At 41.3% G+C, this 25514-nt stretch carries 19 protein-coding genes and 1 pseudogene; 5 read left to right on the forward strand and 15 right to left on the reverse strand.

Features of this window, described 5'->3' with window-relative positions; translation table 11 throughout:
- Nucleotides 1-23 precede the first annotated feature (23 nt).
- From OCV39_RS16190 to OCV39_RS16225, 8 genes and pseudogenes are all read right to left on the reverse strand, one after another.
- On the reverse strand, nt 24-797 hold the full coding sequence (locus OCV39_RS16190; RefSeq protein WP_261889996.1) for an outer membrane lipoprotein-sorting protein: 774 nt from the start codon (nt 795-797) through the stop codon (nt 24-26).
- Entirely contained in the window at nt 790-2133 is a 1344-nt protein-coding gene (locus OCV39_RS16195) for an ABC transporter permease (protein ID WP_261889997.1), read from the reverse strand. The genes OCV39_RS16190 and OCV39_RS16195 overlap by 8 nt, the downstream gene beginning before the upstream one ends.
- A 101-nt stretch (nt 2134-2234) precedes the next feature.
- Nucleotides 2235-2888 (reverse strand): annotated as a pseudogene (locus OCV39_RS16200) (ABC transporter ATP-binding protein); the annotation flags it as partial.
- 29 nt (nt 2889-2917) lie between these two features.
- Entirely contained in the window at nt 2918-3577 is a 660-nt protein-coding gene (locus OCV39_RS16205) for a hypothetical protein (RefSeq protein ID WP_261890158.1), read from the reverse strand.
- A 336-nt stretch (nt 3578-3913) separates the two neighbouring features.
- Nucleotides 3914-4630: a YebC/PmpR family DNA-binding transcriptional regulator gene (locus OCV39_RS16210; protein ID WP_113798670.1), complete on the reverse strand. Its 717-nt coding sequence runs from the start codon at nt 4628-4630 to the stop codon at nt 3914-3916.
- Nucleotides 4631-4724: 94 nt separating this feature from the next.
- Complete coding sequence (locus tag OCV39_RS16215) at nt 4725-4934, reverse strand: DUF3283 family protein (RefSeq protein WP_017053874.1); 210 nt, start codon at nt 4932-4934, stop codon at nt 4725-4727.
- A 279-nt stretch (nt 4935-5213) separates the two neighbouring features.
- On the reverse strand, nt 5214-5411 hold the full coding sequence (locus OCV39_RS16220) for a PA3496 family putative envelope integrity protein (RefSeq protein WP_113798668.1): 198 nt from the start codon (nt 5409-5411) through the stop codon (nt 5214-5216).
- A 732-nt stretch (nt 5412-6143) separates the two neighbouring features.
- Complete coding sequence (locus tag OCV39_RS16225; RefSeq protein WP_261889998.1) at nt 6144-8120, reverse strand: replication initiator protein RctB domain-containing protein; 1977 nt, start codon at nt 8118-8120, stop codon at nt 6144-6146.
- A 1438-nt stretch (nt 8121-9558) separates the two neighbouring features.
- Between OCV39_RS16225 and OCV39_RS16230 the strand changes: the two genes are divergently transcribed.
- From OCV39_RS16230 to OCV39_RS16240, 3 genes are all read left to right on the forward strand, one after another.
- The gene (locus OCV39_RS16230; protein ID WP_113798658.1) at nt 9559-10776 is read left to right on the forward strand and encodes a ParA family protein; all 1218 of its coding nucleotides are present in this window, start codon (nt 9559-9561) and stop codon (nt 10774-10776) included.
- Nucleotides 10777-10783: 7 nt separating this feature from the next.
- A complete protein-coding gene (locus tag OCV39_RS16235; RefSeq protein WP_113798656.1) occupies nt 10784-11758 on the forward strand; it encodes a ParB/RepB/Spo0J family partition protein in 975 nt (324 codons plus the stop codon).
- A gap of 92 nt (nt 11759-11850) precedes the next feature.
- Complete coding sequence (locus OCV39_RS16240) at nt 11851-14019, forward strand: GNAT family N-acetyltransferase (RefSeq protein ID WP_261889999.1); 2169 nt, start codon at nt 11851-11853, stop codon at nt 14017-14019.
- Nucleotides 14020-14490: 471 nt separating this feature from the next.
- Here OCV39_RS16240 and OCV39_RS21215 read toward each other — a convergent pair whose 3' ends face one another.
- Nucleotides 14491-14559 (reverse strand): hypothetical protein, encoded by a 69-nt coding sequence (locus OCV39_RS21215; protein ID WP_353958745.1) that lies wholly within the window; start codon nt 14557-14559, stop codon nt 14491-14493.
- Between OCV39_RS21215 and OCV39_RS16245 the strand changes: the two genes are divergently transcribed.
- Nucleotides 14539-16215, forward strand: a complete 1677-nt coding sequence (locus tag OCV39_RS16245) for a DUF342 domain-containing protein (protein WP_353958746.1) — start codon at nt 14539-14541, stop codon at nt 16213-16215. The genes OCV39_RS21215 and OCV39_RS16245 overlap by 21 nt on opposite strands.
- A 95-nt stretch (nt 16216-16310) precedes the next feature.
- On the opposite strand, the gene OCV39_RS16250 is transcribed toward OCV39_RS16245, so the two are convergent.
- Nucleotides 16311-16784 (reverse strand): YtfJ family protein, encoded by a 474-nt coding sequence (locus OCV39_RS16250; protein WP_261890001.1) that lies wholly within the window; start codon nt 16782-16784, stop codon nt 16311-16313.
- A gap of 324 nt (nt 16785-17108) precedes the next feature.
- Nucleotides 17109-18653, reverse strand: coding sequence for a sulfatase-like hydrolase/transferase (locus tag OCV39_RS16255; protein WP_261890002.1), 1545 nt, complete (start codon nt 18651-18653; stop codon nt 17109-17111).
- A gap of 171 nt (nt 18654-18824) precedes the next feature.
- Here OCV39_RS16255 and OCV39_RS16260 point away from each other — a divergent pair, with 171 nt between their 5' ends.
- Nucleotides 18825-19994 carry an anaerobic sulfatase maturase gene (locus OCV39_RS16260; RefSeq protein WP_261890003.1) on the forward strand — a complete coding sequence of 390 codons (1170 nt, stop codon included), beginning with the start codon at nt 18825-18827 and terminating at the stop codon, nt 19992-19994.
- Nucleotides 19995-20221: 227 nt separating this feature from the next.
- Here OCV39_RS16260 and OCV39_RS16265 read toward each other — a convergent pair whose 3' ends face one another.
- The 4 genes from OCV39_RS16265 to OCV39_RS16280 all read right to left on the reverse strand — a co-directional run bounded on the left by OCV39_RS16265 (nt 20222) and on the right by OCV39_RS16280 (nt 25412).
- On the reverse strand, nt 20222-21715 hold the full coding sequence (locus OCV39_RS16265; RefSeq protein ID WP_261890004.1) for a sulfatase-like hydrolase/transferase: 1494 nt from the start codon (nt 21713-21715) through the stop codon (nt 20222-20224).
- 362 nt (nt 21716-22077) lie between these two features.
- Complete coding sequence (locus OCV39_RS16270) at nt 22078-23562, reverse strand: sulfatase-like hydrolase/transferase (RefSeq protein ID WP_261890005.1); 1485 nt, start codon at nt 23560-23562, stop codon at nt 22078-22080.
- Nucleotides 23563-23613: 51 nt separating this feature from the next.
- Nucleotides 23614-23877 carry a DUF6171 family protein gene (locus tag OCV39_RS16275; RefSeq protein ID WP_261890006.1) on the reverse strand — a complete coding sequence of 88 codons (264 nt, stop codon included), beginning with the start codon at nt 23875-23877 and terminating at the stop codon, nt 23614-23616.
- A gap of 2 nt (nt 23878-23879) precedes the next feature.
- Entirely contained in the window at nt 23880-25412 is a 1533-nt protein-coding gene (locus OCV39_RS16280) for an alpha-N-arabinofuranosidase (protein ID WP_261890007.1), read from the reverse strand.
- Nucleotides 25413-25514 lie beyond the last annotated feature (102 nt).

Here is a 25514-nt window from a genome sequence, read left to right on the forward strand (position 1 = left end):
CCCTACTCCTTACACTTCATTCGCTATAGATCCGATACACTATTACGAGATAAATAAGCGGGGTTGTAATACTTATCATCAAGGCTCTGAACAGAGATATCTTGGTACTCAATGACCGTTTTTTTACTCGGTTGGATCTTATCGAGTAAGGTCATCGCGACCACGCTGGTTAACCCATCACGTAACCCTTTCTTAAACCATGCTTGCTTCGCCATTTTTCCCGATCTCAAGTACAGATCAGCCTTGATTGGAAAATCACTTTCCGCGCTTAACCAAAGAGTAATCACTTGATAGCTTGCCCCTTTAGTGGTGGCGGTGAGTTTGAGTTGGTGTGCACTCACTTCTTTTCCTGATACAGTTTCAACTTGCTCAGATTTCACCCACTCACCTTGGTAATCATCCCCCCACGTTAGCGTAGAAATATCTCCGACAGAGGCTTCTCCAAGCAATTTTTGCATGGGTGTAATCCGAATTGGGCGACGACTTTTCGGCATCAATAACCAGTAATTGTCCTCTTTCATCAGCATTTTTTGTCCCGCTTCTACTGGTGATTTAAATACCACCAGAGACTCTCGGTTTGGTCGCGTATAAACATTGTACTGGCGAGTACTATCAAGCTCGTCATGTTTATAAAGGCTGACGAAAGAGATCACTTTAGACGCGCCAGGCTGAATTCGATACTGATCAGCATTCGCGATCATAGTCGTGACAGCTTGCTTGTCTGGCGTTGACGCTGCCAGTGCATGTCCAGAAATCAGTAGCGTACTCATCAGTAGTACAGATGAAAAATTAAACATAAGTTAACGCCTCCGTGATAGGTTTATTGACACCTTTTCTTGCTGACAAAAATGCCGCAATAATACAAATGGCCATCACCCCAGCGGTTGCCATCAGCACAAGCTCATAGGAGAAGTAAATATTCAGTGGGTAGCCTTCCGTTCTTCCCGGTGGTGGCGGCATTTGAACATCGACCACCAGCAAAATAATACTCACTGCGGCCGTTGATATTGTGCCAACCACACTGCCGATTAAGGCCAGTAATCCCGCCTCGCGTAAAAAGCCACGCACAATTTCTGATGGGTAACTTCCTAGAGCCGAAAGTGTGCCTATTTCACGGGTTCTTTCAGTTACGGACATGGTCATGGTATTGAACAGTGCAACAAAAACGACTAACGCCATCACCGCTCCCATGATCCCAAAAATACGGTCATAAAGATCTTTCACTTTCTTATAGAAAAAAGCGCGATCTTGCCAAGGGGTGATCTCAAGATCTTGACTCAGAACGATGTCTCCTTGCTCCTGAGATCTCTCTTTTAAGTCATTTAATTGAGCATCTATACGTGCTTGTACGGCTGCTGTTTGAGAAGTTTCAAACAAGAACACAGACAGAGTGCTGACCTTTTCTGATGCTAAGAGCTCTTGCGCACTCGTAATATGCACATACAACTGGCGCTTATCGAGATCCGGCACGCCAGTGGAGTAGACACCACGGACTTTAAAATCGAACGCATTCAACGCTCCATCGCTGGTGGTCGCGAGCAGTGTTACCCAATCCCCAATCGACACTTTTAAATTACGCGCTAAATCAACACCAAGCATCACTTCAGGTTCTGCGGCATCATAACGACTCGAATTCACATCAGAGAGCGTGCTTCCCTCTCTCATATCCAAAAACGGCCCTTTCATATCAAACTCACGCTCGTTCACGCCGGTTCCCATGAAGATGGTCGACTTGGTGCCATTCGAGACTAAGCCACTAAAATAGACCCGAGGTTGAACACCGCGTACCGCTTCATCGCCGATGATATGTCTGATTAAGGCTTGCGTATTCTCCAAACCATTACTCAATGGCATCTCTTCATCTTGTTCAAAATAACCCGGTAGACTCAAGGTTAAATGACCAGTGTCTCTTGCGGTCGATTCTTGCAATGATTCGTAGGTATACAAACCAAAGCCACCAGCGCTAGTAAGAGCAAACACAGCAATCGCGATGATCAACACGGACAAAAGGCTACGACGACTATTCCTGCGTAAATTGAGCCACGCAAGTCTTAAAGAGGTAGGGAGTAATTTGATCCTCTTCGGATCAATATTAGTGGTTTTCGTTCGTTCAGAATCCGTTGATCGACTCATAACATCCCCTCCATTACATTTACTTGATGTTGATCTAATTGACGCTCGACGCTCTGAGCGTTCAATGATTGGTGACTCATCAGTGATGACTCTCCATGATTAATCCTTCCATCCAGCAATTCAATACTTCTATCGCAGCGTTGCGCCATACGAGGATCATGAGTAGCGACAATGAATGTGGTGCCCATTTCATGGCATAAGGTCTTCATAATATCGATGATCAAATTCGCGGTTTGGCTATCTAAGCTTGCTGTCGGTTCATCGGCGATCACTAAAGCGGGTTTATGAACCAATGCGCGGGCAATCGCCACTCGCTGCTGCTGCCCTCCAGATAAGTTATCTGGACGATGGTGGATGAATTCCCCAAGCCCTACCTTTTCTAACATCAACTTCGCCTGCTCATCTTGTTGTGGCTTATTCACACCATTCAGATGCAAGGGATAAGCGACATTTTCCAACGCTGTCATTACGGGTATTAAGTTGAATTTTTGAAAGACAAAACCGAAATTATGACGGCGGATCTTGGCGGCGGCTAAACGCTCTTTCGGGTAATCGATCCCGTTTAGAGATAGCTCTCCTTGGTATTCCATATCCAGCAAACCTAGGATATTCAGTAGCGTACTCTTGCCTGATCCGGATGGTCCACACAGTGCAACCATCTCACCTTGATTAATGATCCCATCAACGCATTGCAATGCCGCAACTGATTGACTGCCTAGCTGATACTTTTTCGCAATTTGATTAAATTGAATCATAGTTAACTCCCAATATATGCCAATGACCCTTAACCACGACTTTGACCGACGAGTGCTCTTGCAGTCTCAGTTTCTAGATTTTGAGGATCCTTAGACTCCATCAGTGCCATCCACTTTTGTGCTTGATCCATATCATTTGCTCTTAATGATGCTTGAATCGCATAACGATAGATCCATGCCGTTGCCGCAAAAGGTTGTTGCTCAAATTGAGGATCCATCAGTAGTGCTAAATAAAGATCGTAACCGCGTTCAAAATGATTAAACATGTCTGGTAAAGAGGAGTAAGTAACCGCTGCCATTGCGCGAGTCAGATAGCTCTCAGGAATCCCCTGAATACGTTCTTGCTGCACAAGAGGGATAAGTTGACTATCGAGTAAGGTAAGTCCCTTATTTATCGTTGCGAGCCCTTTCTCAACGTATTTCATTTTATTCCAAGGCAAGAATGCATCCCGTCCTTGTAATGTTTCAGTGCTGCCTAAATAGACCAAATTGAGTGGTGTCGCGCCTTGCTGTTTAATCAGCGAGTTCAGTTGCTGGTGTACTTGCTCAACTTTTTCTTCATCCCCTTGTGCGGCTTGGTTATATAAGTTAATTAATTCCGCTGGTGGATTCGCCTTCGCAAGGTTGCTTCCTAACAATACAAAGCAACTTGCACCAATAACGGTTGCTGTCAGTATTCGGCGAGCCATATTTCTAAATGGTGAAAATATTGAAGATGATAAATTGATGTGATTAGCCATGATTGCAGTCCCTTTCAAATATTGATGTTGAAAGGTTACCGACAAAAATGGAATGCCGCAGTACAGTGCGACGAATGGCAATAAATGAGGATGAACGGATTGTATTAAGCGCGAATGGGATTCTAGGGAAGTAAATACGCCCCACCCTTTATATTGCCCCTGATGGCTCTGCCACATATGCAGCTTGACGATCTCAACGAAGGTATTCAGACAGAAGCATGATCAAGGTGAAAGTGAGACACAAAAAAGCCGAGCAAATTGCTCGGCTAAAATAGAGATGCGTTATTACAGCTCAGCGTTATGGTAAACCTGCTGAACGTCATCACAGTCGTCTAGCATGTCTAAGAATTTTTGGAACTTCTCAGAATCTTCTTCAGCAACTGGCGCTGTAGTTTGAGGAACGAAAGTGATTTCCTCAACATCTAGAGTTAGGTCTGGAAACGCAGTGTTTAGTGCTGTCTTCGTTTTGAAGAACTCAGTCGTTGGAGCGAATACAGTGATCACACCGTCTTCTAGCTCAACGTCTGTTACGTCTACATCTTCCATCATTAGCGTTTCTAGGATGATCTCGTCATCTTCACCAGCAAACTGGAATACAGCTTGGTGAGCGAACATGTGAGAAACAGTACCTTCAACACCGATTTTCGCACCCGTCTTAACGAAACATTGGCGAACATCTTGGAAAGTACGGTTGCCGTTGTCTGTTAGGCAGTCAACGATTACGCTTGTGCCACCAGGGCCGAAACCTTCGTAACGAGCTGGCTGGAAGTCTTCACCACCACCACCGTTCGCTTTATCGATCGCTTTGTCGATAACGTGTGCTGGAACTTGGTCTTTCTTCGCTTTTGCGATTAGGTGCTTAAGAGGTAGGTTCATGTCCGGGTCAGAACTGCCGTTCTTAGCCAGTACGTAAATCTCTTTACCGTATTTAGAATAAACTTTAATTTTTGCGCCTGCAGTTTTCGCCATTGAGGCCTTGCGCACTTCAAAACTTCTTCCCATCGGGATCTTCTCTCTGATTCAATTTAACAGGGCAGATTCTAGCAAAAAGTTAGATCATTAAATTCCAACTAATGCAGAAGAAAAAGCGTTTCGCTTATGCGACGCCCATTACTCGCTTGTATTTGTCAACAGACTGCGCAAACCATACTTTTTCTTGCTCATCGACAATTTTGTTGGCTTGCTCGGTGATTGCTTCAGGACCCGCTTTAGCTTGTTTTAATTTCCAAACTAAAAACGATGCCTGTTTATCCAGCTCGATCTTATTTTTCTCATCGGGAGGAAGCAATGACAGGTTAATCGACATAGGCAGCCCATTCAGTAATACATTTGGGCTGGAAATATAACATAGAGCAATTAAGATTTCAGAGTAGAAAATACGATTAACAGCAAGAAAACCGCACCTTTTCCACTTCTTTTTATTCTAATCGCACTCAATTGAACAGCAAATCAACAGAATGAATCTTAATATCACTGCACCATTACACGGCATCAGGCTGATGCCTTTTCCTTCAGGCAACAAAAAAGGTGGACTCGGCCACCTTTTGAATTCTCGTTTACTGCAACGCGGTATCTCTATATTTGATTAATGAAGTAATCCTAATTCTCTCGCCTCATCCATACTCAAACCACTTTCTCGAATTTCTCTCATCGCTTCAATGCGTCTGCGAGCTTCCGCTGATTTTAGTTGACGTTCAGGCTTACGGTTCACTTCTTCTTCCGTGATATCCCACGTATTTGCAATATTTGTCATTTCGTCATGGTTGATTGAATTGATCGACATGTTTTCCTCCGAAGCACCATGTAGCGGACAGGTAATCTGTAGCAAATGTGGTTTTCGTTGTTAAGAAAAACAATCAAAGAATGTGACGATCTCGATACTTCAAATCACTTATTATTAAATTCATTATTTACTCTTTGAACTGTCATAAATGTCGACGTATATTTACAAGATTCCCTCTGAAAAAAACCATGAGATCTAGCTCTCACTCTACTCAGCGTTTTCTCTAAGCTTTAGCATCATCACCAATTGAAATATGTCATTTGCACCTCACCTCACTTACTCCTCAGCTTCTTGCTCTGGAATCGATTCAAACAAAATAAGATATTTCCAGAAGATAGACGTACCAAGTTAAATCACAGGCGAATATTTTTGCCTATTTTAGGAAGCATGATCAAGGTGTCGTTCACATCGAGATCAACGGCTACGCTCAGAGGCGGTATAGATCAAACTAGCTTTGCGAATTGATTCTTCAATGATCGAGTATCATAAAGGCCGATATGATTTAGGAACGATGCTCAAGGGATGGGGATAGGTAATTCTGAAGATCACATTTTCAAGGCAAAAAAAAGCGAGCTCCGAGGAACTCGCAAAATCAATTCAGAATGAATGTAACAATATGAGCCAATCTATTAATTCATCAGAAAGGACAAAAGGTTGTCTATTCGGGATAAATAATAAGCAAGTATCACATTTACTATGTCAGTTCATCGTCAAGGTTATGTCTGATTATCATCAAATACCAATCGCTACTTCATCTAATGCGCGGAAAACGGCTTCATCTAAATGTCCATCAAAGACTTGCTTGCAAATTTTACGTCGAACCGCCAAGCCAGAAATTAAGCGTTCAATAGAGAGGTGCTTGTTTTCACTTTGATCATTATAAAGTTCAATCATCTTACTCAATGTTTCGTAAGGAATAACTTGTTCTCCTACGCGAAGCCAATCTAACTTATCAATAAGCTCTGAACACTCATCTTTGATTGAGTTAGGTGAATGGCCTGTCATCGCAGCTAAAGCCATTATGCTGCGTTCTAGCGCCTCTGGAGAGGTGTATTTAGAGAGTGTAATCGTAATTTCGTCAGCGTTGATTTCAACCAAGTGTTTTCTTTGCTTAACTCGACGACCAAGTTTGCCACGTGGAGATGGCGATTTACGTTGAATTGGCTCAAACTCTCCATCAATGATCTCTGAAAGCTCTTCGAGTTTCTGTTTAGACACCATTTCATTTCGCAGCGGATTTGGCAGGGTTGGCGCCATGTTTCGCTTACCTGCATTCGTGGTACGAGCACGTGAATAGCGCAATACTTCTTCCACATCGCATTTGATATCGACTTGATAATCTGTTGGCTTGCCTTTTTCTTCGATCGTCTCGATCGTTAAGTGGTAACCCCACAAATTTACGACAAATAGATCATCTGACTTTTTACCTTCAGACAGCCTTTTCAATTCACGGATCAAATCCATTGAAAAACGACGCCATTCGATATTTCTAGCCAGTTTTTGGTTCAGTTCGCTGAGTAACATACTGTCAGTATGACGACGTGCCATACGAGTCCTAAAGTACGAATACAATTGGAAAACAAGCGTATGTTGTCTCAAGATTTCTGGTGGAAATAGGAAGAAATAATCACGAGTCATTAGCTCTTCATAGAATGATGGCTCCCAAACTAAGATATATAGGTTCGGTTTAATGCGTATTTCGCCGTCAGAGCCTTCTGTAGGGGCTTCTTCTGATGCAGTAATAGTACGAGCTAGAAATCTAAAACGATCGCTCTTAAAGCCTTCTGGCATGTTTTCACTTAACCATCGGCCAGTGAGTTCATGCAGTTGAAAATCGGTGAATTCAATTCTGTCGATACTGTCTCGAATCGAATCACGTGCAGGACCACTATCCTTCTTACCTCTAAGAGATAAAATATCAGTAATATACAGGGGCGTTTTATTTGGCGTCGGTTTCGCATCAAGGTGGTAGTCATCTTGATGATGATCGTGATATTGAACAGTGAGTGTAAACAACGCGAAAAGCGTCATAAGATCATCAACGGTCATAATGTTTTTAGATGATCTTGTTTCGATCACAGCTCTAGTGCCTGAGATCGATACCATCGATTTCTGGTAACTTTTTCGAGTTCTTGGCGGAGCAAGTGCTTGATCTATGATTCCGGCCCAATTCGTTGGAGATACAACAAATTGATCGGCTTCATCTTTCATGCTTGGTGGTGTGTTCAACCCATGTTCATTGAGTAAACGCTTGTTCACCTTCGTTTGGGCTAGTGCTTTAGAACGTTTCTGTTTTTCGTTAAATTTAGCAGATTCAGTGATCAAGCTTGTTGCACCCAAAACAGAAATCAACTGATTTGGATTTACAAATTTATGTAACATCGTTTTACCAGCAAGGCCCTCTTCGAAGCGAACTGGTGTTTGTGAGAATAAACCGATATTCACCGCTGCTCTTAATCTTTGCTGTAAAGCTGCTCTTGTTAGTTGACCTTCGGTTGCTTCAACAATGTCTGTTGTTGAAACATAACCATCTTTGCTGGTAAAACTCCTTAAAGAGATCAAATTAAGCAATTCAATAATGCTTTTAGTTACTCCTTTGAAGTGTTGATATTGTTCTATCCAATCAACAGCAGCTTCAGAAACTTCAAACATGTGACCATCTTTATGGCTACGCGGGGCTTTAATTAGAATTTTTTGCACAGAGGTCATGATTAGATCCGTATCACACTAGCCGTAATGTCATTATAGTTCCCAAAGAATAAAGAAAAATAGATCATAAATAAAGAAAAAATTTATTGTTTTTAAATAACTGATCTTTCTGATTAATATGATTATATTGATAATATGATCTAATGATCTGGACGTGGATTTGCTTGTAAGTCGTTGTAAATAAAGACGTAAAATAAATGGCTCTCAGAAGCATGATCATAAGATGATTGAAACGATGATCATTTAAACCGTGAAAAGATGATCACCTAAATCTAGAAGCATGATCATTAAAGCAAGTAAAGAATGATCAAGGTAATTTCGAAACAATGATCATCTGCCCTACACATGTTATCCACAGATCTTTTTTATCCACGGCAGATATTTTTTACTTATCCAACGCGATTGACCCCAATGTTCATTAAAACCGATTCAAATGCCTGGGAAACATGATCATGATAAGTGGATTGGAGGGGATTTCCATTCTAATTGGTTAAGTTTACATCAAATTTGACTTTGGATTTCTGATTTTTGGTTAACTCGATATTTGTCTTTATATAGAAAGCATGATCAAGGACTTATTCTATTGATTTCTGGTGAGGTAACTCTACGTTGATGTGCGTATTATCGAGGCGATTTACCATGAAGCCTTATTCTATCTGCATTTGACCGTAGTTTGTGGTAAAAAACTCATGCTTCCGTATATTTATATGGTGATCATTGTTCCGAATGTTGATCATTAAGTTATATGATCAACGTTCTGTGTGTGTTAGGTAATATTTCCCTTGATCATCGTTCGATAATGCCGTTAAACCCCCGTAAGCATGATCAAGGAAGTTTTCATGATCATGCTTCCTAATTTTTGACAGGATTTACACGGTTTAAAGCTGATCTTAGTTGTCGTTGTCTGACTATGACGTTGCTGTTTTTTTAGATTTCTTGTCGTAATCTTTAGGTTTTTTGGTCTGTTTATTATGAAAATGATGATATTTTTACGAGTAACGAAGCGGTTTATGATTAATTTATTAGGCTTGTGACATGCTATATTTTATAGCTTGTGTGTTTTTGTGTGAAAATTCACCAGGATAGTTTCTTATGCCGATGACTGAATGTGCGACATATTGTTAGCTGGCGGTTCTTTCATGCTTAAAGTGAAAAAAGTTAGAAATACATTAGCCGTAAGTTGTGAAGGAAAAGTAATCGTTCCGATGATTGTATGTTTTACACTGTAAATGAGTGACGCTGTAACACTTTCGTTTTATGAGTTTTTGGAGCTTGTTCTCCTAGTAAATTTGTGCATAAATAGTGAGATTTCACAGTATTTGACGTTAATGTTTAATATTTATTGTGATTAAGCTCAAGAATGTATGTTCACCTTTTTGTTGTTTTACTTTTAATTTGCTGTACAATTTGTTCAAGGTATTTTTAACGGAATTTGGCAATGAAAAGAGAACAAACAATAGAAAATCTCTATAGGCTAGCCGAGCAAACACAACAGGTTCAAGCTGATCGCATTGAAATTGTGCTAGAAGAGCGTAGTGATGATCGTTTTCCTCCGATGTCTAAGGCATTAATGGAGACTCGTTCTGGGTTAACTCGTCGAAAATTGGATGATGCAATCAGTAAATTAGAAGCTCAAGGGCATCAATTTACGAAAAATAATGCCAATCACTACTCTATATCACTGCAAGAAGCCCACATGATAATGGATGCTGCTGGCGTTGATAAATTCCACCAGCGTAAAAAACATGGCAATAATAAGCCTTGGGTTATTAATGTTCAGAATCAGAAAGGTGGGACAGGCAAGTCAATGACCGTCGTTCACCTTGCTGCGTGTTTGTCTCTGAATTTAGACAAACGTTACCGTATTTGTCTTATCGATTTAGATCCACAAGGCTCTTTACGTCTATTTTTGAATCCACAAATTAGTGCTTCTGAGCATGAGAATATCTACTCTGCTGTCGATATTATGCTGGATAATGTTCCCGAAGGTGTCGATGTTGATGCTGAATTCCTACGCAAAAATGTGTTGTTGCCAACTCAATATCCGAACTTGAAGACGATTTCTGCTTTCCCTGAAGATGCGATGTTTAACGCTGAAGCTTGGCAGAACCTTTCTCAAGATCAATCACTAGATATTGTTCGTCTGTTAAAAGAGAAACTTATCGATAAGATTGCGGACGATTTTGATGTCATCATGATCGATACCGGTCCTCACGTTGACCCGCTGGTTTGGAATGCGATGTATGCCTCTAATGCACTGCTTATTCCATGTGCGGCAAAACGATTGGATTGGGCATCAACTGTGAATTTCTTCCAGCATCTACCTACGGTTTACGAGATGTTCCCTGATGACTGGAAAGGCTTAGAGTTCGTTCGCTTAATGCCTACCATGTTTGAAGATGATAATAAAAAGCAACTTTCAGTACTGACTGAAATGAACTATTTGTTGGGTGATCAAGTTACGATGGCAACGATTCCACGTAGTCGAGCATTTGAAACTTGCGCGGATACTTACAGCACCGTTTTTGATTTGACGACAAGTGATTTTGAAGGTGGTAAGAAAACCTTAGCGACCGCTCAAGACGCAGTCCAAAAGAGTGCATTAGAAATTGAACGCTTATTGCATAGTAACTGGTCGTCATTGAATCAAGGGTAATTAGAATATGGCTATTAAAACTTCTGACTTGAATGCTAAATTATTTGGTAAAGCAAATAAGCGCCGAGTTGTCACTCCTCAAGAAGCACAAACCGCAGCAAAAGATAAGACTCAGATTATTGAGTTGGCGGTGGCCGGAGAGGAACTTGTTTCATTCGAATTGATCCGAATCCCAGCGAATAGCATCACAGAAAAAACGGTTGTTTTTGCGGAAAATGCCCGTGAACAATCATTTTTAAATGAACATGCTTTGTCTGATGTTTTAACGACATTGCGTGAACGTGGACAGCAATATCCTGCTGTTGGTCGTAGAACTGAAGATGGAAGAATCGAAGTACTAGACGGTAGTCGTCGTCGCATGTCATGTATTCTTGCGGAAAAAGAGTTTTTAATCTACGTCGCTGATGATATCAATGCCGAACGCGCTAAGTTTTTGTCTGATGTTGCAAATGCTCATAAGCCACTTTCTCTGTATGAGAAGGGTAAAGAGATGCAAGCTAAGCTCGATAGTGGTGAAGTGGAAGATCAAAAAGCATTAGCAGCAATGTTTCAATGTAGTGAAGCATTAGTGAGTGGGGCACTGAAAGCAGCGTCATTGCCACTCGAACTGTTGCAAGCATACCCAAATGTGGGTGACTTGGGGCGTCCTACAATCGTTAAGTTACACAAGCAATTTGGCGAGTTAAGCACACAAGAACAGTCAACTCTACTTGATAAGTGTTTATCTGAAGACGGTTTTGTTTGGCAACGTAGCCAAGCTCAAGGTGTCGCTCGCTTAACAAAAGATGTGACTGAAACGATTGAAGCATGGATCTATCAGTTATCGCCACCTAAGAAAAATGCGACGACAGCAAAAGTTGAGTTTGTAAAAGGCAGAGCGAGCTATAGCCGCAAAGGTGCTAATTTAGCGTTGAATTTGAAAAAAGTTGACGATGCGACCATGCAGGAAATTCTAGATTTTGTTCAAACAAAATTAAACTAGTTTCAATATTTTACTATGTTCTCAAAAGCCGCCAAGTGCGGCTTTTTTTATGTCTTGTGATAATATTATCGTAGACTAACTTGAGAACCCTTATGAATTCACAACAATCCTTTCTAATTGATCTTGTCGATATCGCGAAGAAAAACAATCACCGCTATGGTGTTTTGTTAGATGGCGACGCCCGATGGCAAGATATGCTTCTTTCATCCCACTTGGGGGATACTTTACAATCCACTCAGTTAAACGAACCTACATTTTTTCAGCTCGGTGGAACAAAGAGAACAAATTGCGAATCTGTTAGTTTTAAACAAGGTAAACGCTTTTTAGGGAGAGAGTGTCAGCGGTTGATCTGCGACTTTCGCGGTGGGTTTGATGCCAATAGTTTTAGCTCTGCGCTTGGTTCGTTAGTTGGGGGAGGGCTGTTATTCATCTTAATCGCAGAAAATGAAGAACAGTCTATCGCGCAGCATTGGTTGAAGGGTTGTTTGTCTCAACTCTATTTGATTGATTCAGAAGGGGGCTTGCCAGCTCTTCCTTCTGTCATTGTTGATGATGCCCTAGGTGATACTCCTTTTTCTATTCCTACGCCCTTTCGCCAGCAAACGGAAGCGATCGACATGATAAAAAATGTCGTGTTCGGACATCGTAAGCGGCCACTCGTATTAACAGCAGATAGAGGCCGTGGTAAGAGTAGTGCACTTGGTATCGCTGCATCTCAGTTGATGAGTGAACGCCCTCTTAAGATTATGGTCACGGCTCCTAATTCTCAAGCTGTTGTTCCTATTTTTGAGCATGCTTTTAAGGGCTTACCAAGCTCCACTTTTATCACAAAGCATCATTTGCAGACCTCATCGTCATCACTTGAATTTATTGCGCCCGATGAGCTTCTAAACCGAATTAACGAATGTGATGTATTGTTTGTTGACGAAGCCGCGGCCATTCCATTACCCATGCTCAAAAGATATGTTCAGCGTCATCACCGAATCGTTTTTTCTACCACAGTTCATGGATACGAAGGGAGTGGGCGAGGCTTTGGACTAAAGTTTCAAGCGTGGCTTAATGAGGTAAGACCGGGTTGGAAGCCATTTTATTTAGAGCAGCCTATTCGTTGGAATGTTGGTGACCCTTTAGAAAAGTGGCTCTTTGATAGTTTTCTTCTCAATGTCGAACTTGAGCCGATAGATGTTGAGCGCTCTAAGCGTTGGATTGAAGAACAGAGCTTAGAGAAGATGAGTTGGCTACATTTGGATAAAGCTAAGTTAGTTGGGGCTAAGTTAGTTGAAGCTGCGCTTAGCCGTCATGCTGTTCCTGAAGTTGATATACTGAATGAACAGTGTCATGGAATCAATAATCCTCTACGGGCGTGTTTTGCATTGTTGGTTAATGCCCACTATCAAACAACACCAAATGATTTGATCCAACTTCTAGCCGATGACTCAATTCATCTATTTGGACTTTTTTCTGGCACAGATTGTATTGGCTGCCTTCTTGTTGTTGAAGAGGGAAATCTCTCTGATGATTTAATCGATGATATTCAACGCGGCAAACGACGACCTAGAGGACACTTAGTCCCAACGACTCTTGCTAACCATCTTGGAGCCACTGTTGCGGCGAAGCAGAAGTGTTTGCGTGTCATGCGTATTGCGGTTCATCCTGAGTTGCAAGGATACGGATTGGGTTCTTTCATGCTTAATAAACTCGAAGCTTCAACTCTTGATTTTGATTATCTTGCGACGAGTTTCGGGGCGACTCAGCAACTTGTCTCATTCTGGAATCAGGCTGGATACGAAGCTTTACATATTGGTCATCAACGCGATCAAGCAAGTGGTTGCCACTCTTTACTCATGGTTAAGTCGTTTGGTGCAGCCACTGAGGTTTGGTACGAAAAATCACATCAACGGTTTATTCAGAATCTGAGTTATCTTGTTTCCGATTCATTATCTGCAATGGAAGTGGATTTGGTTCTCACTCTCCTACCATCCCTTTCTATTGATTCAATTTCATTTGATGAGATTCATCTTCTTGATTGCTATATTTCAGGCGGTGGTAGTTTTGATGGGATAGCAGTTATCGCGTCTAAGTTCATTATAGAGATGTCGCTGAGTCACAAAGATGAAATCAGTGATTTGCTCATACTGAAAGTGATCCAAAAACGTAGCTGGGTTCAGTGTTGTGATATGTTGGATCTGTCAGGCAGGAAACAGGCTGAGCGTTATGTTCGAGATCATCTCCAGTTATTGCTCAATTTACACTGTAAATAAATAGCCGAAGGGGCGATTTACACTGTAAAACGCCTCGTTATTCTAGAACGTCACTGCTGCCAATAATTAACATCAAAAGTTTAACCTTATTCCTATCTCATCTTGATGCCACTTCAGTACTAACCTACTCAAAGATTCACCGATGCCGAATGCCACACTGGATACCTAGGTGACGTTTATAAGGTTGAATAAAAATCGAATGTTCACCGACAACGAGCGGATGTACATAAAAATGCCTAATGATCTATTGGCATATTTATGACGTCAATAATTTGTAAAAAATACGAATACTCAATAAGTTGAGGAAAGTGAAGAGACAATAGATACGATTAATCATGGTATAAATCGTATCCAATCAATGCGCATAATTATTTCGTTTTTTCCACAATGAAAGTAAGTGATGTAACGCTGATTATTGATATGACAGCATTCTAACTATTTTATAATTTGGATAGACTGATTCCATAATGTCTAAGTTGTCTGTATGAGAGCGTAAATATGTGGAATAAAGTTGTCTCTATGTCTGAAGACGATAAGCAGGTCATTGCGAAACTGCCATCGACGGTTGTCGTTGAAAGCAATTTCGATCAGACAGGGTTAGATGAAGCGCTTGATGCTTTAGATGCCCAAGACTTATGCTTATTAGAATCAGAGGTAACTCGTTTCATTAATTGCGCAAAAGATGGTAAAGGTGATGCTTATGAAGGTTTCGTCATTGCTGAGTCTCGTAATGCGACATCGGTTGTTGAAGTCACTGATAACGACATGCTTGCCACCATGGTGATTACAGGTGCTTATCGTGGGCGAGGCTTACGTGGTAACGAAATTGTTCATGCGCTCGCAACTGCTCATGTAACGAAAGGCATAAATAAGTTAGCCCTAAAAAAAGTCATGGCCGTAAGCGCAAGTTTAGCTGGAGGTGAGGTTTTCAATCAACCCGTTGCTCAGGGGAAAATGCCGATTCAAGGGACTGACAGCCAGTTTATCCCTTTGGTGGATGATGTTACTAAACAAGTTCTTAAGCCTCAGGGCGATAAAACTAGCACTGGTAAGTTGGATATGCGTAATCTAGGTGAGACGATTACGGTCGCTGAAAACGAACAAGTAATGAAAAGAATCCCGTCAACAAAAGGTGAGGCTGGATTTACTGTTCAAGGCAAAATTATCCCGCCTCAGCCAGGAAATGATGTCGCACTCCAGCCTGGCAAGGGGACTCATATCTCCCCAGATAACCCCAATTTATTACTCGCAAGTTTTGCTGGTATGCCGCTAATCAAGCCTAAAACCATTGATGTAGATAACGCCATGTGTGTGAAAAATGTAAGCGTGGCTACGGGGCATATAAAATTTAAAGGTAGCGTCGTTATTGCGGGAGATGTCGAACCGGGGATGATTGTCAAAGCGACGGGTTCAATCACTATTGGTGGTTTTATTGAGTCGGCCGATGTTCGTGCTCAAGGCGACATACAAGTAGGAAAAGGGATCATTGGTCACACCGTAAGTGATGGTGAGGAAAAAACCTGTCACGTGAGATCTAGCGGCTCAATAACGGCTAACTACGCTCAATTTTCAGATTTGCAAGCGGGACAAGATATAAGACTCAGTGTGCACAGCATGAATAATGAAATTCGCTGTGGTCATGATTTAATTGTTGAAGACGGCAATCAAAAGCAAGGCACCTTAAACGGCGGTTGCGCTAAAGTAGGACGCAAAATTCAATGTGTGCATTTAGGTGTTGAAGGTGACAATGCAACAAAAGTTATCCCTTTTGCTCGATACGACATGTATAAAGAGAAAATAGCTAAGTACAAAGAGCAGTATAAAATCGCGCAAGCTGCAACAATGGATGTTATTCGTAAAGAGATGGAGTTTAAGAAAAAACCAAAAGCAGAGCGGAGTGATGAAGAGGCGCACATTATTGAACAGATGAAAGCTCAAAATAGTGTGACTTTGGAAAAAGTGAAAAAACACCTTGAAGGACTTGAGTTAGAATTTGATGGCTTACTGGAAACAGCGACGGTAGATGTGATTGATAAGGTGTACACCCGAGTGAGTGTTCATTATGGCGATGAGTTTATTACGACGAAACGAGTACATGGGCCGAGTGTTTTTTCATTTAATCATTACGAGATATCTTGTGAGTCCAAGTTGGCAGAGGGAAGTGACGCTGAGTCAGATGGTGATATTTCGATGTAATGTCTATGTTATTGGTTAAAAAAATCCCATCCATTTAGGGTGGGATTTTTTAATATCAATAGTTTTTATATTAACTGAGAAGCAAATAAATCGTATTAATTTAATGTTTCAATAATATTTAGCATTTCCGTTTCATGTTCAGGGTTAAGCATACCTTCATGAGCAAACAAAACTTTACCTTCGGCATCTATAATTGAGACAACTGCACTTTTCTTTTCCATATCCAGTTCAGTTGCAATAAGACCTTTTGAATCCATTACGTATAAGTTTTCAGAATCGTTTTTAGCGCCTTTCTTAAATTCATTTTTAATGAATAAACCGGCACCCATAGGTGCATCTTTAGCATTAATAATTCGACATAAACGGATTGAGCGCGCATCGAAAATTTTAGACGTAATGTGGTGGTGCATGTCGTTTGCTGAAGCGTGACCCGCATTTGCAATCACTAGTGTTGCTTTGCCTATAAGCTCATCCGTTCCCCAGACTTCAAAAGCGCCACTTGCTGTTGTTAGACCACCTTTCGTGATTTCAAACTCTGGAAATTGCTGACCGACTACGATATTCGACATATTTGTTTCCCTATATAATTAGTGTTTTCGTTAGAGATATTCTGCTTTAATTATTTGATAAAAAACTAGACATAGAGCACTTTTGCAAAATAGTGGACGGGGGTTGTTAAATATCGTAATTATAAAAATCACTACATATTTTTCTTAAATTATAATTGCTCGACTTGTTATTTCGACATGCTTTAACGTTATATCTGCGGGTTAAATACGATAAGACTATTACTTCATAAGTAATTTGCGACTTTAAATCCACGAAAAAAGGGAGCTTGCCACAATGTGGAAAACTCCCTAAAAGCATATCAGTACTCTATTTTGAATTATTGGTTAGTCGTCGAAATCAAACAGAGGCTCAGCAGGCTTACCAAGAGAAGTTACATATTCGTCAGCCATCTTAATCATGTCGGCATATTTAGCTTTCTCTTTTTTTGCAATATTTCTTTTTTCGCCAATATCTTTAGCAAGGTTGTACATCTTAGGTTTTTTCTTCACGCCATCGCTGATAAGAGATACACCTGTGTAAGTCAACTTGTAGTCACCCTTGCGAAAGCCCACTAGTTGACCACGCATAAATACAGGGACGAAGTCGCGAGGTGCATCTTCACCGCGAAGCAGCAGGCCTGACTGATCGATACCGTCAATTTCTACGTTAGGAAGCTTAGCTCCGGTCATTGAAGCAATGGTCGGCATTAAGTCTAGAGCCGAGAACATAGAATCATTTGCTCCGGCAGGGATTTGACCAGACCATGTGATGATACCCGGTACGCGAGCGCCACCTTCATATGGAGAGGATTTGCCATCTTTGAACGGTTTGGCTGAGCCAGCCGCGCCGCGATCAGCATATCCAAGCCAAGGTCCATTATCTGATGTGAATACTACGATGGTATTGTCATCTATGCTGTTAAGCTTTAGAGCTCGCATGATGCGACCAATGGAGTAATCTTGTTCAACCATTACATCACCGTAAGGTGTTTCTGTTTTACCTATGAACTCAGGAGAATTGAATAAGGGAACGTGGCTTTCTGGTGGATTGAAGTAGATGAAGAAAGGTTCGTCTTTATTATTATTGATATATTCAACTGTACGAGAGGTAATATCACGCAAGAAGGTAGTTTGGTTAACTGTCCCAATCAGGTTGTCTTCGAACTTAGTACCGTTCTCTGATGAAAATGAGTGATATAGAGGAACTTGGAAGTACTCGTTCTTAGAGCGACCGTCTTTGAAGCTAGCTAGTTGGTTATCTCTCTCTATCCATTTAGCCATAAATGCAGGGTCTTTGAATACTGCGGGACTCGTTATACTTTTCTTAATCGGTTTAAGACGGAATTCAGGGTTCGTGTTGTTCATATCTGTTGAGAATGGGATACCATACCACTCTTGGAAGCCGTGACGTGTAGGGACATGCTCAATTCCATCCTTGCCCCAGCCTAAATGCCACTTACCTAACATGAAAGTTTTGTACCCCTCATCACGTAGCATTTCAGCCATTGTTACTTCTGTTTTAGGTAGACCATCTTTGTCAGTCTCTTCAAATACGGCCATTTGTTTTCCATACATACCGGTTCTTACACCTACACGACCCGTTAAAAGAGACGCGCGAGCTGGTGAGCTAACTGGTGCTGACATGTAAAAACTAGAAAAGTTTTGACCATCCGCTGCTAGTTTATCGATGTTCGGAGTAGGGAATGTGCCGCCATTAGCGCTGATATCTGCGTAGCCTGCGTCATCAAGAAGAACGACGATAACGTTAGGTTGGTTTGAAGGAGCTCGATTTGCACCCATTGCTTCCGGTAAAGCTGAGGCACTTGTACCGGCAAATGCAGTAGAGGATAGAGCGGCGCCAATAAGGCAAACTAAGGTGTTTTTTTTCATTAGATTTTCTCTATGGTACGTAATAATTATCGATAATAATTACGCCTATTACTAGTAGATAATATTACGATATTTAACAACTGTTATCCGTTATATTGTTTTTGTGCACCGCATCAGGAAAGGAAGTTATTTGGGTGCTAAAGTCACGAAAAATCCATAAGAGACGTCGCAATGAATACTCCTCACATCATGGCAAAGCCAACCGGTTCTAAATGTAATATCGACTGTGAATATTGTTTTTATTTAGAGAAAGAGAAGCTGTACCCAGATCGTTCAGATTGGAGAATGTCTGATGATGTGCTTGATACTTATATAAGGAAAACAGTTGATAGCCAAAAGGCTATGCCTCATTGTGAGTTCTCTTGGCAGGGGGGGGAACCAACCCTGATGGGAATCGATTTTTTTGAGAAAGCAATCGCGCTACAGAAGAAGTACGCTGGATCTAAACATTGCCAAAATTCATTCCAAACAAACGGCATTTTAATTGATGAAAAGTGGTGCACACTATTTAAGAATCATAACTTTTTAATCGGATTATCAATTGATGGCGAAGCTAAGCATCATGACATTTACCGTAAAACGCGTTCAGGGAAAGGCACTCACTATAGAGTAACGCAAACACTATCTTTGTTTAGAAAGCACGGCGTTGAGTTCAATGCAATGACCGTTATACACAAGGGCAACGTAAATGACCCTAAAGGTGTATATAAAGCTCTAAAATCTTATGGTTGTCGCCATATTCAATTAACTCCACTTATCGAACGTAAAGCGCAGGAGAAAACAGAAGATGGTTTAATGCTCATCAATCCAGATTTTAGTGGTCAGTCTAAAGTCACTGAGTGGTCTATCACGGCCGAAGAGTATGGCAGCTTTATGTGTGGAATCTTCGACCAATGGAAGAAGAAAGATGTCGGCAAAACCTTTATCTATACCTTTGAAAGCACTCTGGCGCAAATGGCTGGAACAGGGGGGGCTTCGTGTATTACACGCGAGACTTGCGGTGATGCTATTGCGCTTGAAGCTAACGGGGATATTTACTCATGCGACCACTATGTTTACCCTGAACATCTTGTCGGAAATATACTCACTCATGACGTTGATGAGATTGCAAAGTTAGATAGCCAAATCAACTTTGGTAATGCTAAGCGAGATAATATCTCAATCGACTGTAAAAGTTGCAAATATTTGCGTTTGTGCAATGGAGGCTGCCCTAAACACCGGTTTGAAATTTCGAGTGATGGCAAGCCAAATAAAAATTACTTGTGTTCAGGGTATAAACGTTACTTTGCTCACACCAGTATCGAATTCACTAACATACTATCTGCAATAGGGAAGCGTTAATGAAGAAAGCGTTATTAGGACGGGCTATTACTACATCTATGGCCACAAATGTAATGGCCGCTGATTTTGATAGCTGAAGTGTTTATATTTAAGTTGTTTGAAATTATGTTTTGATAATAACTCGGATAAACTAATTTCTAAAATTGGCATCGTCATTAACATCGGCATTAAAAAAGCTCCTTAGTTAATTAAGGAGCTTTGTTTATTTAATTCTTCTTATGTTGAAACTACTTCCAGCCGCGAGGGTTATCAATAATTTCTTGGTTCTTCGCTTCTAGCTCTTTCGCCATTTTAGCTGTTATTTCAGGGTATTTTAGAGTGACATCGTAAGATTCACGCATGTCAAAAGCATAATCATATAGATTTGGTTCTTGCAGTTTACGCATATCAATCGCGTCACCTAGACCATTTGAGTACATAGTGTATGGACCACGGTATTTGAAGTTATCGTCACGGAATGCATCAAAGCGCATTGCATTAGGGAACCAAATTTTACGGTTCGAGTTGTTTGCTTCGTAACCTTTTATGTCACCTTTAAACATTTTCGTTAAATCAAAACCGTCAATGATGCGATCTTGAGGCATTTCTTTAACACCAGCGAGCGCAGCAAAAGTAGGTAGCATATCAACGCCAGAAACCAGTGAATCTACCTCTTGACCTTGTTTGATCTTCGCTGGCCATGACACGATAAATGGTACACGCTGACCGCCATCAAAGGTCGTGAATTTACGGCCACGAGTATCACCGGCATCGCCATCAAACCACGCACCATTATCTGAGGTAATTACAAACACAGTATTTTCGTACTTACCTTCGGCTTTTAGTTTTTCGACCATTTGACCAACGCGATCATCAATGGTGCGCATCACATCACCGTAAAGGCCTGCGTCTGATTTACCTAATTCTTCTTCGGGTGCAAATAGCGGTACATGCGGGAATGCATGGGCAAAGTACATGAAGAATGGTTTATCGTCGCTATAGTTTTCGATCATACTTTCTGCTTTATCGAAGTAAGCTGCATTCAGTTTTGTTTGGTCAACTGGTGTTGGGATTGCTACATCTTCATTATGCCAGATCGTGTAACCGGGCATATCGTTACTAAAGTAAGCACCATAGAACTCTTCGTATCCGCGATTATGTGGCTTAGCTGGTTCAGCTTCACCAATATGCCATTTTCCAATCATGGAGGTCTGGTAACCTGATGCTTTCATAATTTCAGGCAAAAGAATTTCATCTTCCGGCATATAAGTAGTGAGGTCGATGAGCTTAAGTGCGTTGTTAAGAGGGTGTCCTTCTGGCCATACAACACCGATTAGACCTGATTTCTGCGGATAGCGCCCTGTCATCATCGATGCGCGAGACGGTGTCGATGATGGTGCTGCTGTATAATAGTTATTAAGCTTAAGGCCGCCGGCTGCCAGCGCATCGATGTTTGGTGTTTGGATCGCTTTGCTGCCGTATGAGCTCAGATCACCATAACCCATATCATCAAGCACCATAAATACGATATTAGGGCGCTCAGTTTCGCTTAGAGTTGCGGATTGTAAAGACAGATCATTAAGGTATATATTTTTAGCCTGTAGATGCTCTGCACTCGTAGATTGTTCATACGCTGCAATCTTCACTACAGGATAAGCGATTGCTGTTGCAACAGCCGCGGCTAAAACCGTTTTTACTTTATTGCGCTTAATTACATCAAGTGCTTGTCTAGAACTAAACATACATTTCCTTAAAGTGATAAATAACTACTATCATTATTTTGTACATGGACAATTTGATACATATTGGGATTTTGCGCTTGGTGACAAATAAAGGCTATTATGATATTTAGCATTAGTGACTGTGTATTTACTTAATCTACCCTGAGTCTCATTTTTGTTGAAATAAAACACTGAAACCTTTTGTTGATATTGTATTGCTTTATGAAATTATGAATATACGGTTATGTTTTCTGATATGAGAAAGTAAATAGAAGATTGGATGGTTTGACAAGGAGGAGAGTTTTTTAGCTAATAGTTTTTAAAATAAAAACGCCCGATGCTGTGCATCAGACGTTTTAAGCAAAAACAAGTCTTAGGTTATTTTAGGATTTCCATCCGCGAGGGTTATCAATCAGTCTTTGGTTTTCTGCATCCAGTAGAGCTTTCATTTGAGCTGCAACTTCTGGGTGCTTAGCAGAGACATCGTAAGACTCACGGGTATCAATGCTGTAGTCCGTCAGGTGAGGGTGGCGAATCTGCTTGATAGAGATAGTTGGGCCCATGTCGTTAGAGTAGATGCCGACTGGACCGCGATATTTCCAATCTTTGGTACGAAGTGCATCGATTTGAGTATTGTTGTAATACCAAACGATACGGTCATCATTTGCTTCTTCGAACTCAGCCACGTTACCGTTGAATAGAGGCGACAAGTTATGACCGTCGATATCACGATCTTGAGGCATCTCAGTAACGCCAGCTAGCTCTGCGAACGTCGGGAACATATCAACGCCAGATAATAGCGTATCAACTACAGCAGGCTCTTTAATCTTGGCAGGCCAAGACACAATGAATGGCACTTTATGACCGCCATCCCATGTTTCAAACTTACGACCACGAGCATTACCACCATTATCGCCATCGAACCATGCCCCGTTATCTGAGGTAATAACAAATACTGTATTGTCGAACTTGTTACTGTCTTTCAGTTTTTGAACTAGTTCGCCAACTTCACGGTCGATATCTTCCATTACGTCACCGTAAAGACCAGCATCTGATTTGCCTAGCTCATCTTCAGGTACGAATAGAGGAACGTGTGGGAATGCATGAGCGAAGTACATGAAGAAAGGTTTATCTTCTGCAAAGCCATCAATGTAATCATGAGCCTTGTCAAAGAACGCATCGTTTAGCTTAGTCTGGTCAACTGGGGCAGGAATAGCGACCTCATCGTTTTCCCAAATTGTATAACCAGGCATATCATTACTGAAATAACCGCCAAAGTAGTTATCAAAGCCGTGTTCGTGGGGTTTAGAACGTTCACCGATATGCCACTTACCAATCATTGCCGTCGAGTAACCAGCAGCACTCATTACTTCAGGCATTAGAATTTCGTCTTCTGCCATGCTCACGTTCACATCTAGAACCTTTAGAGCATCATTGATTACGTGACCTTCAGGCCAAACAACACCAAGTAGGCTGTTACGAATAGGGAATCGACCAGTCATCATCGATGCGCGAGATGGGGTGCTTGTAGGCGCCGCAGTGTAATAGTTGGTCATTCTCAAACCATTCTCTGCAAGTGCATCGATATTAGGCGTTTTAATCGCCTTGCTACCGTAAGAGCTTAAATCGTTGTAAGCCATATCATCCAGAACCATAAAAATGATATTAGGACGATCAGCTTTACCAAGTGCGGCAGATTGTTCTTGAATGCCAGATATATATGTTTTCTTGGCTTCTAGATGCTTTTGATTAATAGGGGCTTCATAAGATACCACCTTGATTACAGGGTAGGCGCATGCTGCGGCGACAGCGACAGCAATTGCAGTCTTAATTTTGTGTCGTTTGATAACTTCAACGAGCTTATTCATGATATTTCCTTATATTAAGATCAACAAAGACGGGCTCTGCCCGTCTTTTAGTTACTCTATTTTTAGCCATTTATCGTAGGGGCATGAGTTTTTTCTCATGACTCCACGAAGTTCAACATAACAGCCACATGCTCTACATAAAGCCTCATGTAATTTGTCACAGCCTTTGCATATTTCTAATCGTTCTTCGTAGATTTCAGGCTCTACTTTAAGTTCAGTAGGAATATGCTTAATCTTCTGTTCCAAATTAGCAGCATACTCAGCGTCAATCCTTGCCAATATGCAGGCTTTGCATTCACGTAGGCTGCTGGTCATTGCTACTTAGCCTCAATAGCTACAATTGCACATGCAGGAATTGAAAGTTTGATGCCTTTGTCTGTGATTGTGTAGTCTGTAGATTCTACAGCGACAACGTTTTCAGGTGCATCGAATGTATTATGTGCATTGTATTCGCCAGCAAGTACTTGAACTTTAACTTTGCTTGGTGTTAGTTCTGCAAATTCGATTTCAATTTCTTGAGCATCAGCCATAGACGTGTTGTTTAGAGTCATGTTAACAACACCTTTACGGTTAATAGATACAGACTCAAATAACTCAGGCACCTTACCGCCTTCAACACCAATTTCAGTTACACCCTCTAAGTGAGATTCAACAAGCTTAGCGTTCTTGTGTCCTTTGTACATATTAAATACATGGTACGTCGGAGTTGTGATCATCTTATCGCCTTCAGTCAAGATCATCGCTTGAAGAACGTTAACTGTTTGAGCAATGTTAGCCATGCCAACAGAATCAGAGTGCTTGTTAAAGATATTTAGAGAAAGTGCCGCTACTTGAGCACAGCGCATTGTGTTTTGTTGGTAAAGCCAGAATGGGTTAGTACCTTCATCGGCATCGTACCAAGCGCCCCATTCGTCAACGATAAGCTCAACTTTACCTTCTGGATCGTGCTTACGCATGATTTCAGTGTGTTTAACGATTAACTCTTCAATGTGTGCTGCGCTTTCAAGTGTTTTGTACCACTCGTCAGAAGAGAATTCGCGAGCATCGCCACGAGGACGTTCCATTGTTGGGAAGCAGTAGTAGTGAAGTGCAAGACCAGTTACGTTAGATTGAGTCATCTCTTCATGGAAGTCAGCCATTTCGTCACGACCTTCATGATTAGTCATAAGACCTTTCATTACTTTGTCTGTCCAGTCGTAATCTGCACGGTTAGGACCAGAAGCGATACGACGGAAAGGTGCATTCCAATCATATGTGCGAGCAAAGTTGTTGTAACGACGGAATTCAGAAGCGTAATGTTCTGGGTTCATCATGCCGCCACAGCCCCACATTTCGTTACCAACACCTATGTAGTCAAGTTCCCACGGTTCTTCGCGGCCGTTCGCTTTACGCTCAAGTACCAGCTCAGAATCAACGCTAGCTGTCATATACTCGATCCAATCCTGCATTTCTTTAACAGAACCACTACCCATGTTTACGTTTATGTAGTTTTTACACTCTAACTGTTCACAGAGTTCGAAGAACTCGTGAGTACCGAAGTGATTAGACTCAAGAACGCCGCCCCATAGAGAATTAATTACTGATTTTCGAGTTTCTAATGGACCAACGCCTGACTTCCAGTGATAATCTTCAGCGAAGCAACCACCAGGCCAACGAAGAACAGGAATTTCTAGTTCTTTTAGTGCGCCAACAACATCTGAGCGCATACCATTTACGTGAGGGATATTAGAGTCTTTACCTACAAAAATGCCTTCATAAATACAACGACCTAAATGCTCTGCGAAATGACCGTAGATGTCTTCGCTGATTGTGCTTATTTTCTTTTTTTCGTTGATAACAAGTTTTTTCATCTTGTATTCCTACTAAATTCTAATTATTGGGTACATACACACTCTGCGCTTATTTTTTTATGTGAACAATTACGATATTTAACAAGTGTTATCCCTTATTTA

The sequence above is a fragment of the Vibrio cortegadensis genome (assembly GCF_024347395.1).
Taxonomy (GTDB): domain Bacteria; phylum Pseudomonadota; class Gammaproteobacteria; order Enterobacterales; family Vibrionaceae; genus Vibrio; species Vibrio cortegadensis.